Origin of the sequence: Ruegeria sp. AU67 (assembly GCF_900312795.1) — a bacterium.
Taxonomy (GTDB): Bacteria; Pseudomonadota; Alphaproteobacteria; order Rhodobacterales; family Rhodobacteraceae; genus Ruegeria; species Ruegeria atlantica.
On sequence record NZ_OMPH01000040.1, the window covers coordinates 128829 to 142253 of the forward strand.

Genomic DNA, 13425 nt, shown 5'->3' on the forward strand with positions numbered 1-13425 from the left:
CGATCAGATCAACATTTTTTGCAGGATTTCGGTTTTTCCTGAACCTTCGAGATATTGCCCCGCACATCCATCGAGATATTGCAGCAATCTTCGAACGCTTTTCGCAGCTCTGCCCGGCCTTTTTGAACCCGGGATTTAAGCGTTGAATACGCCAGTCCTTGCGCCTGTGCATAATCCTGTTGGGACACGCCATTGATGTCGATCGCAATCAGCATGTCCGCGGTTTCCTGCGGCAATCCGCGAATGAAAGGTTCGACGCATCCCTCAAGATCCTGACGCGTTTCCGGATCATCCCGGTGATACCAAAGATCATCCGGATGCGCCTCGACACGGCCGGATTTTCGGTAATGGTCGATGATCGTGCGGTCGGCCGTTTGAAACAACCACGGCTGCAGTTTGGCAGGGTCTTTCAGGTTTGGCAGACCGGTGAAGACCTTGACCGAGATCTCTTGCAGCAGGTCATCCACATCCGCCGCGTTGGACACACGCGAGTGCAAGAACGCCTTCAGGCGCGCGCGGTACTTGGGCCAGATGTCTTCAATCTGCATGCCGCTTTATGACAGGTGATCGGCAAAGGCGGCAACCACCTGCTCGTACTCCGCACGTTTGTAGGAACCGATTTTGCAGGTCTGCCGGCGCGATTTTTGGCAAGGCGAGGTTGCCAGCTACAACGCCAAAAATTTGCCTCAGTGTCGATGTATCTCATCGCCAATTAAATTAATTCCGGATTTTTTATGACACTTCGCGTAGCTGTTTTGGTGGACGGCGACAATATCAGCGCCACTTACAAAAAATACGTTGGCCGGATCGCTCAGAAATATGGGCGTATCGACGTCGCACGGGTTTATATGAATGCTCAGGTTTCTTCGGCGTGGCATGAGGCCAGCGAATATCACCTGATCCATAGCGGCACGGGCAAGAACGCCTCAGATATTCTATTGTGTATCGACGCAATCGAGTTCGCCTTGAACCGGGGCATCGATGCCATGGTGATCGTCAGCTCGGACGGCGACTTTACGCACCTGCATCGGCGGCTACGCGAATTCGGCGTCAGGACAGTCGGCGTTGGCGAAGCCAAAGCACCACAGCACGTTCGGGATAATTGCACTGTGTTTGTTGAGCTTCAGCAAAGCCGAGCCTCCGAGGCGTCCGACCTCGACAGAAAAATCCAGACTGTAATTTCTCAGGGCAGCCAGAATGGGCAAGGCATACCCATCGCCGATCTAAACGTGCGTATGCGTCGGTTACACGATATCAAGATCAGTACGTATCCCGAAAAGAACTGGCGCGGATACCTGACCGCGCGCGACGATTTGTTCGAACTGGACCCCAAAGGACCTGCCGCACGCGTTCGCTTCAAGCCCCAAGGCTTTGGTTAGCGCCCAAAGCCCAAGTAATCGGCAAAGGCGGCAACCACCTGTCGGTAAACCTCACGTTTGAACGGCACGATCTCGTCAATCAGCTGACCGGGCTCCTGCCATTTCCACTTGATGAATTCCGGGTGCTCGGTCTGGATGTCGATCTGATCGTCGCGGCCGGTGAACCGCAGAAAGAACCATTTCTGTTCCTGCCCGCGATAACGGCCTTTCCAGATTTTCGGCACGATGTCGTGTGGCAGATCATAAGGCAGCCAGCCGTCTGTTTCGGCGACGATCTCGACCAAGTCCGAGGTTACGCCGGTTTCTTCCCACAGCTCACGCAGGGCTGCATCCCGTGGATCTTCGCCCTTGTCCACGCCGCCCTGAGGCATTTGCCATGCATCCTTGTGGCGATCATTGCGCTGACCGACGAAAATCCTGCCCTCGGCATTCATCAGCATAAGCCCCACGCAAGGGCGATAGGGCAGTTTGGCGATCTCTTCGGGGGTCATGTGCAGCCTCGTGAATGTGCTTTGAGACGTCTGTATCAAGCCCCAAGGCGCCAGCAAAGGGTGTGACGTTAGGTTTCGCGTGACAACGTTGACGTGAAGGTCAATCTAGCGTCGACAAATCGGGAGGGAGAGTTCGCCATGACTGCGTACCCAAATATGCTGGCCCCGCTGGATCTGGGCTTTACGACTTTGAAGAACCGCGTCCTGATGGGGTCGATGCACACAGGGCTTGAGGAAACCGGCGACTGGAACCGTGTGGCCGAGTTCTATGCCGACCGCGCCCGTGGCGGTGTCGCATTGATGGTGACAGGCGGGATTGGCCCGAACCTTGAAGGATCGGTGCTGCCCGGCGCGTCGATGATGACCAATGACAAAGAAGTCGCGAACCATTCCATCGTCACACAGCGGGTGCACGACGCGGGGGGCAAGATCGCGATGCAGATCCTACATGCGGGTCGCTATGCCTATGGTCCGAAATGTGTGGCCCCCAGCCCGGTGAAATCCCCGATCTCGCCCTTCCCGCCGAATGAGCTGGACGAGGAAGGTATCGAGAAACAGATCAGCGACATCGTGAACGCTGCCGTTCTGGCCCGGAAAGCGGGTTATGACGGGGTCGAGATCATGGGGTCCGAGGGATATTTCCTCAACCAGTTCATTGTGAAACACACCAACAAGCGTACCGACCATTGGGGCGGGTCCTATGAGAACCGTATGCGCCTGCCGATCGAAGTCGTTCGCCGCACGCGTGAAGCCGTAGGCACTGATTTTATCATCATCTATCGCCTGTCGATGATCGACCTGATCCCCAATGGCTCGACCCATGAAGAGGTCGTTGAACTGGCCCAGCGTATCGAAGAGGCCGGTGCCACGATCATCAACACCGGCATCGGCTGGCACGAAGCACGCATTCCGACCATCGCCACCAGCGTTCCGCGCGCGGCCTTCGCCTGGGTAACGAAAAAGCTGATGGGTAAGGTTTCTATCCCCGTCATCACCTCGAACCGGATCAACACGCCAGAGGTCGCCGAAGAGGTCCTGTCGACGGGTTGCGCCGACATGGTGTCTCTGGCCCGTCCGATGCTCGCCGATGCAGATTTCGTCAACAAGGCAATTGCAGGTGAAGCGGCACAGATTGCGCCGTGCATTGCCTGCAACCAGGCGTGTCTGGACCACACCTTTAGCGGCAAGTTGACCTCGTGCCTTGTGAACCCGCGCGCCTGCCATGAGACCGAATTGGAAATCACCACAACTGAAGCGCCAAAGACGATTGCCATTGTCGGCGCCGGCCCCGCGGGATTGTCCACCGCGATGACCGCAGCCCAGCGCGGACACGACGTGACCCTGTTCGATCGCGCCTCGGAGATTGGCGGCCAATTGAACATGGCCAAGCAGGTTCCGGGCAAAGAAGAGTTCTGGGGACTGGTCGATTGGTACCGCACCATGATGACCGATCTGGGTGTGAAGGTAGAGCTGAACCGCGAAGTCAGCGCTGACGACCTGACCGGCTTTGACGAGGTGGTTATCGCTACTGGTGTCATTCCGCGCGATCCGCAAATCCCGGGTCAGGATCGGGACAACGTCATCAATTATATCGACGTGCTGCGCGAAAAGGCGGATGTCGGTAAGTCAGTCGCCGTGATCGGTGCCGGCGGCATCGGGTTTGATGTGTCCGAATTCCTGCTGGAAGACGGCCACAGCGTTACCACCGACCTGCCCGCATGGATGAAGGAATGGGGCGTCACAGACCCGGCCGAACACCGCTCGGGCCTGGCACCTGAGGGTCCGCAACCTGCGGCACCTGCGCGTGAGGTCACTCTGTTACAGCGCAAGAAACAGGCGCATGGGAAAGGTTTGGGTAAAACAACCGGCTGGATTCACCGCGCTACGCTAAAGATGAAGGACGTCAATTTTGTGGGCGGCGTGAATTACGAGCACATCGACGAAGACGGCCTGCATGTCAGCTTTGGCGAAGAACGTGCTGATCCGACCGTGATCGCGGCGGACACAATCGTTCTGTGTTCCGGTCAGGTATCCGAGCGCAGCCTGGCGGATGCGTTGATCGACCAGGGTATCACTCCGCACGTGATCGGCGGTGCGGATGTGGCGGCAGAGTTGGATGCTAAACGGGCGATCAATCAGGGGACGCGGCTGGCGGCTACGTTCTAAAGCAACACCTCAATTGAACTGCAGGAAGTCGTCTCGAAAGAGGCGGCTTTTTTTGTGCGGCTTGACTCTATTGGTATTAATATACATATGTACGCCATGAGTCAGAAAACAGAACGCACCCAAACGGGAATTCGTATCGAAAAACGCCTGCTGAAAGTCCTCAAGGGGCTGGCAGAGTCGCTGGACATGACCCTTGGCGATCTGATCGAGGGGATTACCCTGCATAGCTTTGAGAACAAGCCAGCGTTTTCCGAGGAAACGCTGGAGAAGATCAAACAGCTCAAAAATGTCTACGACCTCGACTGGACAGCCGAGGACAGCCACCGTTTCAAGGAGGACGGAGAATGAGCACCGACATCACCAGCGCGTTTGAGGCACACGCCATCGACAACACAACGTTCGGACATGCCGAACATGTACAGGTCGCATATGACCTGCTGCGAAAGTACGATTTCATCGATGCTGCAGCGATCTACGCCAAAGGGATCCGAACACTTGCGGCCAAAGCCGGCGCCCCGGATAAGTTCAACCTGACGATCACTTACGCATTCATGAGCCTGATCGCAGAGCGTCTTGCCAGTTCACAATCCAGTACTTTCGAGGCATTCATTGCGGAAAACCCCGATTTGATGGCCAAGACCGCCCTCAGCCAATGGTATCCACAAGAACGGCTGAATTCGGCGCTGGCGCGCCGTATTTTCCTATTGCCCGACGTGGCATAGTTGCCTGCGCCGCGAAGGCACGTCGGCTACTCGACCGTTATCGTGATCACCTGGGACACAATAGGAGGGGAGTGTGGCACATGCCCGGCATCGCCCAGCACCAGTTGCAGCGTGTGTGCACCAGGGGCCAATTCCGTTGTCACTTCGGTCTGTCCCCCGCCGAAATGCAGATGGTTGTCGTCCGCAGGCAGACCATAGGCCAGCTCGTCCACACCGTCCCCGCCCTCACCCAATGGCGGGCGGTCGATCAGCAAATGGTGGTGCCCGGTGTTTTCCACCTCGGTTCCGGCGGGGGCCACGCCCATCCCGCTTAGCCCAAAGACCACGGTCACCGGCGATGAAACCGTGTCGCCGTCCGACAGGTTTACAAAATAGACCCGTGCGTCTGGGTTCGACGGCGTCTCGCCACCCGCCCATACAAGGGTCGCGGACAGACATATGGCTGCGATGGTATAAATGGCTTTCATGATCTCCTCCGTGGTCACAAATTTGCCATTGTCACCCTAGCATATCTGGCCGAAATCACCCAAAACCCTTGGCTTACAGGCTTTGTGGCCATCTAGGAAACCATCGTTTCCGCGTTTCCCATATGCAAACGATCCGAATTGAAACCCTGATATTATCCCATGTCCGCCCTGTTTCCGCCTAGATTGGACGTCAGGTTGGAAAAAAGGACTAAGACCTGGGGAATGAGAATGGACCGACTGACCGAAATGGAAGCCTTTGCCAATGTGGTGGACCAAGGTGGCTTCACCGATGCGGCCAAGAAAATGGGCATCTCCAAATCGGCCGTGTCAAAGCATGTTTCCAGCCTCGAGGCCCGTCTGGGCGCACGGCTGCTGAACCGCACGACCCGGCGCGTGTCGCCGACGGAAATTGGCCTAGCATATTACGATCGCGCACGGCGCGTTCTAAATGATGCGGGCGAAGCTGATGCGCTTGTGACTTCGATGCAATCCGCCCCCTCGGGTCTGCTTCGGATCAGCGTTGCAACAGATTTCGGCGTCAATCATCTGTCTCCGGTTCTGTCGGATTTTCTGGCGGCCTATCCTGATATCACAGTGAACATGGTTCTGAACAACCGCTACGTCGAGTTGATTTCAGAAGGATTCGATGTGGCCGTCCGGATTGGTGAATTGGAAGACAGCACCCTGCGCGCCCGTAAACTGACAGAAACTGTCAAACGGATGGTCGCAGCGCCCAGCTATGTCGAGAAATTCGGTCGACCGCAGAAAATTGACGACCTGAACGAACACAAGCTGCTGCATTACTCGAGCCAGTCTTCTGGCAACGTGTGGAGGCTGACCGCGCCGTCGGGTGAAAAAAGACAGGTTCGCACCGCAGGGTGGCTGAGCGTGAACGATGGGCAATCCCTTTTAAACGCCGCCATCTCTGGTCTGGGGATCGCATATCTGCCCAGCTATCTATACGCAGAAGCGCTGAAATCCGGTGCCGTTGTGGATGCGATGCCATCGCTTCCGGACGAGGTACAGGGCGTCTACGCCGTTTACCCACCCGGACGCTTTACACAGCCCAAGGTGCGGGCATTCATAGATTTTCTCGTCGACGCCTTTCACGAAAAAGGCCCGATGGACTGGTGAACTCAGGAGCAGCGCGACATTAAGGCGATTACATCGCAAGGATACTCTGAGAAGCTGCTGAAATTTGGGGGCCAGAATCCATGTGCCGGTTTCCTTAATACCATGCAATGAGATGAAAAAGGGTTAGGGAATGAGCACGGCGATTGAGACCAATGCCAGCGAGAAAAAAGGATCCGGAGGCGCACCGCACTCGGCGGCTTTTGTCAGTTCAAGGCAGCTTCCGAAATCGGCCGTAAGCGAAGCCACTGGATTGATCGGTGTCGTTTCCTTGTTCTGCGCCACAATGGGAGCAGCGTATTTCGAAGTATCCTTGCTGCAATCCATTATGATGTTGTTGGGTTTGCCTGCGGCAACGATGATTGCATCGACTATTTTGCTCGACAAAGCACACTTGCGCGCTTCCACAGGCTTGGATTATGGGCTGGCAAGACACCGGTCTGATGTCATGGAGATTACAGTTACAAAAACTTTAGGTCTGGGTGCTACCTTTCTTGTGATCGCCCTAGCTTATCAACTCATCCCAACCTATGAAGCATCGAAATACGAGTTGACCCGGGCATTGTCTCTTGTCGTTTTTCCATTGCTCTGGATCCTGTCGCCAATTTACATTGCATTTACCACTCGCCACATGGTGGATCCTCACGACGAGCTTTGGCATTTTGGAAAGCTGGTCACGTTAAACTACTCGGCTGTCGACCGACAAAAGGTCAAAGATCATTGTCGCGCATGGCTCGTCAAAGGTTTTTTCTTAGCATTTATGATCTCGATCCTGCCGACGAACATTCATTCCATGATCAACGCTGATCTGAGTAATTTTTTTTCTAAACCGCTGCCGACCGTTTTTTTCGTAATTCAATTGACGTTTTTCGTGGACGTCTGCATCGGGACGATTGGATATCTTTGCACCTTTAAAGCGCTGGACTCACACATCAGAACAGCAAACCCTTACCTTTCTTCTTGGGTTGCAGCGTTGATCTGTTACCCGCCTTTCATTCTCATGACTTCAGGTGGCCCTCTTGATTACAAATCCGGCACTCAAGATTGGACATATTGGTTTGAAGGGATGCCACTGCTTTTGACACTATGGGGGTCGGCGATCGTGGTACTTGCAGTGATTTATGCTTGGGCCACGGTTGCATTCGGAATTAGATTCTCGAATCTGACACATCGCGGGATAATTACGACCGGGCCGTTTCGCCATGCCAAGCACCCGGCGTACCTGTCAAAAAACGCTATGTGGTGGTTGATGTCTGTACCCTTCCTTTCAAACCTCGGAACGGCGGCGGCTGTTCAAAGCTGTATTTTGCTACTTGGTGTAAACGCAGTTTACTACGCCCGGGCCAAAACTGAAGAAAAACACCTTATGGCGGATGCGGACTATCGTGAATATTCCGAGTGGATTAAGGTAAATGGCCTGTTTGCGCGAATACTTTCGGGTCGTCGCAAACCTCACACTCGCTAGTGTTTCTTTGCAACTGATCGAACACTATTCTAAACTGCTAGAAAAAGCGCTGCCTTGTGAGGACTTAGAACATCAAACGAAGTTAATATTGCAGAGATGCACTTATTCAGGGTCAATTGGATCGCGATCTGTTCATTTATCGCCGCTTAACAACAAGGCACAAAGACAGCTCTTCATTTCAAGCTGAGTGACGTCAGTCAACTTGGCGCGTGCTGCTCTCTGGCCAACCGGTGCGCAAACTCAGGCTGGTAAACCTGCCCATGGCAAAAGGCGCGGGCAATTATCAAATCAAGCTCGAGAATAGGCCGATGCAGGTGTAGGCGGCACACCACTACCTCCTCCGAGAATCAAAAAACTAAAAGTCGTTGGTTTGGTCCATTATGGGAGGCTTGTGTAGTCTCATTCAGTTCAAAGTGAGCGCTGCTTTTAGGCTTCAGTTAACTAGCAAGACCGCCTCGACCCGGCGATTCAGGTCGCGGCCTTCCGGTGTGGCATTCGACGTGAGCGGGGCCAGATAGCCGATCCCACGCGCCTCGACCCGGTCTGGCGCGATCCCATGTGCTTGGATCAAACGGGCGCGCACGGCCTGTGCCCGGCCGGTACTGATCGAAATATTGGCATCCAGCGCACCAGTATCATCGGTGTGGCCTACAAGTGCCAACCGGGTATTTGGGTTTTTGGTCAGAAACTCCGTAACCAGTTCTAGCGACGCAAAAGGCCCTTCGCCCAACGTCATCTCTCCGGTACGGAAATGAAGATCTTCCAATATTGCATGGCCGTTTTGCTCCAATTCGGCCAACAGGTCGCTGGACGACGTGACTGGCTCGTCGATCACAAGCGGCGGCGGAGCCTCTGCCCCTACCGGTGTGACGCGGATCATCTGCACATACCCGTCAGGCGGATTGCGGCTGACCAGCAGGCTGACCACATTGCCCCCCCGAATGGCGGACAAAAAGCGATAGTCCTGAATGGCCACATACATGTCCGGTGTGGGCACGACTTCGGTGCCAAATCGAAAATCAAACCCGCCACACGTTTTGGCCTGACACTCAAGCAGGATCTCGTACCCCTGCGCGGCGATCTGATCCCGCAGCGGCGCCAGCAATTGCAGCGTTGTGCTAGAGCCCGATTGCAACCGCCACGTTAACCGCTCGACCTTTCCTTCAACCTCTCTTGCGGGCACTGCACCGTCGACGAAAGGGCCGATTGGCAGCTCATAGCTGTCCAATTCACTCGTCCGGTCGCTGACCAGCCGTGCGCCAGAGGGCAACGTCAGGTTCTGTGCAAGACCCTGACTGGCCATCATCATCAGAAAAAGGGCTGCGGCTCGTATCATCGGGCCTGCGTATGGTATTCGTCGTTCGGGGCCATCGCTGTTGCGCTAGCCACCCGGTTCGACATATTGAAAAAGCCGGTCACATTGGCAATGTCCCAAATGTCCCGATCGCTGAAACCAACATCGCGCAGACGTTGGCGATCAGGTTCTTCGATCTCGGTACTGGCGGTCGTTATCTTGGCAGCAAAATCCAGCATGGCGCGTTGACGATCGACCAGAGGGGCCACGCGGTAGTTCATAACCAGCATCTCGCCCAATTGCGGATTGCCCGACAATTGCCGAACAGCTGCACCATGGGCCACCAGACAGTAAAAGCATTTGTTGATCGCGGACACGACCACCGCAATCATTTCGCGTTCCAGTATTGACAACCCGCTGTCACCCAACATCAGGTCGTTATAATTCGCCGTAAACGCGTTCAGCTTGTCGATGTCGAACGCATAAGCCTTCAGAACATTGGGCACAAAGCCCAGTTTTTCGACACAGATATCAAAGTACTTCTGCGTCTCAGGCGGCAGCGGGTCCACCATCGGCAGGTCCAGCGCGGTGGGCAGGGTTTGATCGGTCACGGTGGTCACTCTCCTTGGACAAGCTGACGGTAATGGTATTCGCCGGTTATCTCCATCCCGAGCGCATGGTAGAGACCATTTGCCCCGTCATTGGCCTTGGTGCAGATCACACTTAGCGTTTTTGCGCCGTTCTTCTGCGCCCAGATTGCAGCCGCGCGCATGGCCCACTTTCCCAAGCCCTGACGGCGATAGGCCGGTAACATTTCTAGCGCATGAACCATGGCGACGTCGTCGTGAATGGCGACAAAACCGGTCCCCGCCGGGTGATCGGAATGACGTAGGAATATCCCCGTTTTCGGCCCCTCGGCGCGGTCCATGATAGCCAGCCGCTCTGGCCCGATACCGCCTTGCGCCCAGATCTCGTTCATGATCGCCAGTGGACTCCAGATGGTAAAGGCGGTGACCCGAGGGATGGGCGTATCGGTCAGGTGGTCGACCGGGCATTGGTAGATGTTGACGGGATCAAGAATGTCATAGCCACGATCCGCAAGCTGCTGATCCAGCCGTTCGTCGCCCGGTCGCAGGCAGAATATGGGCCGCTGACCCATCGCGCGCATTGCCTGTTCGGCGGCTTCAATATCCGCGTCGGTCGCCGATGCCATAGCGCTACCTGCGGAAACGCGTGAGCCACCACCCAACCCTTGCCGCAGGCGAAAAGGGCCAATTGTCTCGAACCGAGCCGCCGGCCATGTGCCGTCGACAACGTCGGCCCAGTTCGGGCTCAAAGCTCCAGCTCTTTCGCCAACCGGGTCGTGGCCGCATCGACCTGTGACCCATTCGTGCCCCGAACCACCACGTTAGAGCCGAATACACCATTTACCTGAAACGGATAGCTGCCGATGGCGAGATCAGGGTAATCCTCAGCCAAAGCCGACAGGGTCGAGGCGATATCACCTTCACCCCGGTTGACCCGCAGCGTTTGCGACAACAGGGGATCGCCGCCGGTCAGCTTAGGCAAAACACTGGCGACCATAGCCTGAAAAATTGTGGGGATTCCCGCCATGACGTGCACATTGCCAAGGGTGAATCCCGGCGCAGTTGAGACCGGGTTGTCTATCAATTTCGCACCTTCCGGAATACGTGCCATCCGCAGGCGCGCGGCGTTCAGTTCTAGCCCTGAATTCTCATAGTGTCGCTCCAGCAGTGCGCGGGCGTCGGCGCGCACGTCAATCGATGCACCAAAGGCGCGGGCAATGCAGTCGGCCGTGATATCGTCATGGGTCGGGCCTATTCCGCCACTGGTGAACACATGATCAAAGCGGTCCGACAGGGCGCGCACGGCCTGTTCGATGGCAGTGACGTCATCGCTGACCATACGAACCTCTTTAAGATCAATGCCCTGCTTGGTCAGTTCCTGCGCAAGGTAATGCATGTTCGCATCCCGGGTGCGTCCCGACAGGATTTCATCCCCGATCACAAGCATTGCTGCGGTTGGGTTCGGCATGACCTGTCCTTTCCTGATATGGCACAGGCCGCAAGATATCGTTCCTGCTGAACCTCGCAAGGCCCGTTTGTCATTCTCGCAGCGCTTGGGCAGGCAAATCGGCAGTGACGCGTTGGAACAGGTCCATATCGTTCATCGACCGCGCCAGAATCATCGCCCCTTCCAGGCGGGCAATCGTTTTCCCTGCTCGGGCTTCGGGATTCGCGGCCCCTGCGGCCCGGAAAACCGTTTCCAGCCATACGAGATTGCGTTCGAAAAACTCACGCGTTCTTCTGGCGACCGGGTCCGGCAACCTTGCGATTTCAGCACCGAACATACCGCACAGGCACATCAGGTCCTGTTCGATCAATGCTTGTCGATATGCCGCCACATATTGTTCAAGAGATTCCAAAGGCGTGGCTTCGTCCAACCGTCCCAACGCCCCCAGGAACCGATCAGTGTACCGGGTAACCAGCGCCTCACCCAAAGCTTCCTTGGTGGGAAAATGGTAGTGAATGCTGGCCGATTTGATGCCGATTTCTGCTGCGATGTCGCGAAAACTGAAGGCATAATACCCGCCTTGTCGCGCCATACGCTCGGCCACATCCAAAATATGGCTGGCAGTTTCTGACAGGGGTTTTTCCGTTTTGGGCATCTGCTCATCAATCTAAAAATTACCTACCACTAGATAGGGGGTTGTATTTCAGTTTCCAAGCTCAATATATCTACCTATCAGTAGATAGGGAATTTGATCATGACACAGACAACAACACTTATCGTCGGCGGATCCAGCGGAATGGGTCTGGCCACAGCGCGCCAAATCATAGCAAGCGGCGGGCACGTGATCCTTGTCGGGTCATCCGCTGGCAAGTTGGACGCGGCGAAAGCGGAACTCGGCGGCGCCGCGGACATACACCGCGCGAACCTGCGCGATGCGGCAGACGTCGAAAGACTGATCAACCAGATCAAATCGGACACGCGTCACATTCAGGGATTGGTGAATGCAGCCGGGACATTCGCGCCAAAACCGTTCATGGAACACACGGCCGAGGATTACGACAGCTATCTGGACCTGAACCGCGCGACCTTTTTCATCACACAGACCGTGGTCGAAAACATGATAGCCAACGGAGGCGGAAATATCGTCAACATAGGCTCTATGTGGGCAAAACAGGCAGTTCGCGCCACACCGTCCTCGGCCTATTCGATGGCCAAAGCCGGGCTTCATTCCCTGACGCAGCATCTGGCAATGGAACTGGCGGAACATAAGATCCGAGTGAACGCCGTTTCTCCGGCGGTGGTGGTGACCCCCATCTATGGTGCCTTCATCGCGCCGGACCAGATCGAGGCGACCTTGACCGATGCCTTCGACGCTTTCCACCCGATCGGCCGCGTCGGTCTGCCCGAGGATGTGGCGCATACCGTCACCCATCTTCTGTCCGATGATGCAGGTTGGGTCACCGGGGCAGTCTGGGATGTGGATGGTGGCGTAATGGCAGGCCTCGTCTGACACTTCCTATACGGGCGGGCGCGCGTTAAGCCGGGTGGCATGAAGTTTGCCACCCCATTGATCCCCGCCCGCCTGATCCGACGCTACAAACGTTTTCTGGCCGATTGCCAGTTGGAGGACGGGCGCGAAGTAACCGCACATTGCGCCAATCCGGGTTCCATGCTGGGTTTGGCCGAACCGGGTGAGAAGATCTGGCTGGAGCCCAATGACGACCCGAAGAAAAAGCTGAAATATGGCTGGCGTCTGGTCGATCATGAGAATGGGCATTTTACCGGTGTTGACACCTCGGTGCCCAACAAAGCCCTGCGCGCGTCTCTTGAGGCCGGTGAATTACCTGAGCTTGCGGCCTATGAAACCGTCCGTCCCGAGGTGAAGTACGGTAAAAACAGCCGTATTGATTTTCTGCTGACGCAACCTGGCCTGCCCGACGCCTATGTCGAAGTCAAAAGCGTGACCCTGTCCCGTGAACCATGTTTGGCAGAGTTCCCCGACAGCGTCACCGCACGCGGTACCAAACATCTAGGAGAGCTGACGGCCATGGTGACCCAAGGACATCGCGCGATCATGCTGTATCTGGTGCAGCGCACGGATTGCGATCGGTTTGGTTTGGCGGCGGATATAGACGCGGCCTATGCGGCGGCATTTGAGACGGCACAGGCGAAGGGTGTAGAGCGATTGGTGTATGGTACGCAAATTTCGCCCGACGGTGTTTGGGTGGATACCACACGGTTCGGGGACTTTAACCTGCCCGGGTAATATCACTTGC

At 55.9% G+C, this 13425-nt stretch carries 16 protein-coding genes; 8 read left to right on the plus strand and 8 right to left on the minus strand.

The window, feature by feature from the left end; all coding sequences use genetic code 11:
- Positions 1-8: 8 nt before the first annotated feature.
- Positions 9-548: an RNA polymerase sigma factor SigZ gene (gene sigZ, locus DK510_RS20045; RefSeq protein WP_109313613.1), complete on the minus strand. Its 540-nt coding sequence runs from the start codon at positions 546-548 to the stop codon at positions 9-11.
- A gap of 186 nt (positions 549-734) precedes the next feature.
- Between sigZ and DK510_RS20050 the strand changes: the two genes are divergently transcribed.
- The gene (locus tag DK510_RS20050; protein ID WP_109313614.1) at positions 735-1379 is read left to right on the plus strand and encodes an NYN domain-containing protein; all 645 of its coding nucleotides are present in this window, start codon (positions 735-737) and stop codon (positions 1377-1379) included.
- On the opposite strand, the gene DK510_RS20055 is transcribed toward DK510_RS20050, so the two are convergent.
- The gene (locus DK510_RS20055; RefSeq protein WP_109313615.1) at positions 1376-1870 is read right to left on the minus strand and encodes an RNA pyrophosphohydrolase; all 495 of its coding nucleotides are present in this window, start codon (positions 1868-1870) and stop codon (positions 1376-1378) included. The two genes, DK510_RS20050 and DK510_RS20055, sit on opposite strands and share 4 nt — an antisense overlap.
- 138 nt (positions 1871-2008) lie before the next feature.
- Between DK510_RS20055 and DK510_RS20060 the strand changes: the two genes are divergently transcribed.
- The 3 genes from DK510_RS20060 to DK510_RS20070 all read left to right on the plus strand — a co-directional run bounded on the left by DK510_RS20060 (position 2009) and on the right by DK510_RS20070 (position 4758).
- Positions 2009-4036 (plus strand): NADPH-dependent 2,4-dienoyl-CoA reductase, encoded by a 2028-nt coding sequence (locus DK510_RS20060; protein ID WP_109313616.1) that lies wholly within the window; start codon positions 2009-2011, stop codon positions 4034-4036.
- 96 nt (positions 4037-4132) lie between these two features.
- On the plus strand, positions 4133-4384 hold the full coding sequence (locus DK510_RS20065; RefSeq protein ID WP_234999171.1) for a hypothetical protein: 252 nt from the start codon (positions 4133-4135) through the stop codon (positions 4382-4384).
- Positions 4381-4758 (plus strand): hypothetical protein, encoded by a 378-nt coding sequence (locus tag DK510_RS20070; protein WP_109313618.1) that lies wholly within the window; start codon positions 4381-4383, stop codon positions 4756-4758. Before DK510_RS20065 ends, DK510_RS20070 begins: the two co-directional genes overlap by 4 nt.
- Positions 4759-4784: 26 nt before the next feature.
- On the opposite strand, the gene DK510_RS20075 is transcribed toward DK510_RS20070, so the two are convergent.
- Complete coding sequence (locus tag DK510_RS20075; RefSeq protein ID WP_109313619.1) at positions 4785-5225, minus strand: DUF4399 domain-containing protein; 441 nt, start codon at positions 5223-5225, stop codon at positions 4785-4787.
- Between the two features lie 228 nt (positions 5226-5453).
- Here DK510_RS20075 and DK510_RS20080 point away from each other — a divergent pair, with 228 nt between their 5' ends.
- Positions 5454-6359 carry a LysR family transcriptional regulator gene (locus tag DK510_RS20080; RefSeq protein WP_058275233.1) on the plus strand — a complete coding sequence of 302 codons (906 nt, stop codon included), beginning with the start codon at positions 5454-5456 and terminating at the stop codon, positions 6357-6359.
- Positions 6360-6489: 130 nt separating this feature from the next.
- A complete protein-coding gene (locus tag DK510_RS20085; protein ID WP_109313620.1) occupies positions 6490-7821 on the plus strand; it encodes an isoprenylcysteine carboxylmethyltransferase family protein in 1332 nt (443 codons plus the stop codon).
- A 433-nt stretch (positions 7822-8254) separates the two neighbouring features.
- Here DK510_RS20085 and DK510_RS20090 read toward each other — a convergent pair whose 3' ends face one another.
- The 5 genes from DK510_RS20090 to DK510_RS20110 all read right to left on the minus strand — a co-directional run bounded on the left by DK510_RS20090 (position 8255) and on the right by DK510_RS20110 (position 11804).
- Positions 8255-9157, minus strand: a complete 903-nt coding sequence (locus DK510_RS20090) for an OmpA family protein (RefSeq protein WP_109313621.1) — start codon at positions 9155-9157, stop codon at positions 8255-8257.
- Positions 9154-9687, minus strand: a complete 534-nt coding sequence (locus tag DK510_RS20095; protein ID WP_370247417.1) for a peroxidase-related enzyme — start codon at positions 9685-9687, stop codon at positions 9154-9156. The genes DK510_RS20090 and DK510_RS20095 overlap by 4 nt, the downstream gene beginning before the upstream one ends.
- A 44-nt stretch (positions 9688-9731) precedes the next feature.
- On the minus strand, positions 9732-10451 hold the full coding sequence (locus DK510_RS20100; RefSeq protein WP_109313622.1) for a GNAT family N-acetyltransferase: 720 nt from the start codon (positions 10449-10451) through the stop codon (positions 9732-9734).
- A complete protein-coding gene (locus DK510_RS20105; RefSeq protein WP_109313623.1) occupies positions 10448-11170 on the minus strand; it encodes a molybdopterin-binding protein in 723 nt (240 codons plus the stop codon). Before DK510_RS20105 ends, DK510_RS20100 begins: the two co-directional genes overlap by 4 nt.
- A gap of 70 nt (positions 11171-11240) precedes the next feature.
- The gene (locus DK510_RS20110; RefSeq protein ID WP_109313624.1) at positions 11241-11804 is read right to left on the minus strand and encodes a TetR/AcrR family transcriptional regulator; all 564 of its coding nucleotides are present in this window, start codon (positions 11802-11804) and stop codon (positions 11241-11243) included.
- Positions 11805-11903: 99 nt separating this feature from the next.
- On the opposite strand from DK510_RS20110, the gene DK510_RS20115 reads away from it, so the two are divergent.
- Entirely contained in the window at positions 11904-12659 is a 756-nt protein-coding gene (locus DK510_RS20115; RefSeq protein WP_109313625.1) for an SDR family NAD(P)-dependent oxidoreductase, read from the plus strand.
- Between the two features lie 39 nt (positions 12660-12698).
- Positions 12699-13415 (plus strand): DNA/RNA nuclease SfsA, encoded by a 717-nt coding sequence (gene sfsA / locus DK510_RS20120; RefSeq protein WP_109313626.1) that lies wholly within the window; start codon positions 12699-12701, stop codon positions 13413-13415.
- Positions 13416-13425 lie beyond the last annotated feature (10 nt).

Coding starts and splice junctions, on each gene's coding strand:
- DK510_RS20085 (WP_109313620.1), top strand. CDS start 6,490: ATGAGCACGGCGATTGAGACCAATGCCAGCGAGAAAAAAGGATCCGGA.
- DK510_RS20050 (WP_109313614.1), top strand. CDS start 735: ATGACACTTCGCGTAGCTGTTTTGGTGGACGGCGACAATATCAGCGCC.
- sigZ (WP_109313613.1), bottom strand. CDS start 548: ATGCAGATTGAAGACATCTGGCCCAAGTACCGCGCGCGCCTGAAGGCG.
- DK510_RS20115 (WP_109313625.1), top strand. CDS start 11,904: ATGACACAGACAACAACACTTATCGTCGGCGGATCCAGCGGAATGGGT.
- DK510_RS20065 (WP_234999171.1), top strand. CDS start 4,133: ATGAGTCAGAAAACAGAACGCACCCAAACGGGAATTCGTATCGAAAAA.
- DK510_RS20095 (WP_370247417.1), bottom strand. CDS start 9,687: ATGGTGGACCCGCTGCCGCCTGAGACGCAGAAGTACTTTGATATCTGT.
- DK510_RS20105 (WP_109313623.1), bottom strand. CDS start 11,170: ATGCCGAACCCAACCGCAGCAATGCTTGTGATCGGGGATGAAATCCTG.
- sfsA (WP_109313626.1), top strand. CDS start 12,699: ATGAAGTTTGCCACCCCATTGATCCCCGCCCGCCTGATCCGACGCTAC.
- DK510_RS20075 (WP_109313619.1), bottom strand. CDS start 5,225: ATGAAAGCCATTTATACCATCGCAGCCATATGTCTGTCCGCGACCCTT.
- DK510_RS20080 (WP_058275233.1), top strand. CDS start 5,454: ATGGACCGACTGACCGAAATGGAAGCCTTTGCCAATGTGGTGGACCAA.
- DK510_RS20060 (WP_109313616.1), top strand. CDS start 2,009: ATGACTGCGTACCCAAATATGCTGGCCCCGCTGGATCTGGGCTTTACG.
- DK510_RS20055 (WP_109313615.1), bottom strand. CDS start 1,870: ATGACCCCCGAAGAGATCGCCAAACTGCCCTATCGCCCTTGCGTGGGG.
- DK510_RS20090 (WP_109313621.1), bottom strand. CDS start 9,157: ATGATACGAGCCGCAGCCCTTTTTCTGATGATGATGGCCAGTCAGGGT.
- DK510_RS20070 (WP_109313618.1), top strand. CDS start 4,381: ATGAGCACCGACATCACCAGCGCGTTTGAGGCACACGCCATCGACAAC.
- DK510_RS20110 (WP_109313624.1), bottom strand. CDS start 11,804: ATGCCCAAAACGGAAAAACCCCTGTCAGAAACTGCCAGCCATATTTTG.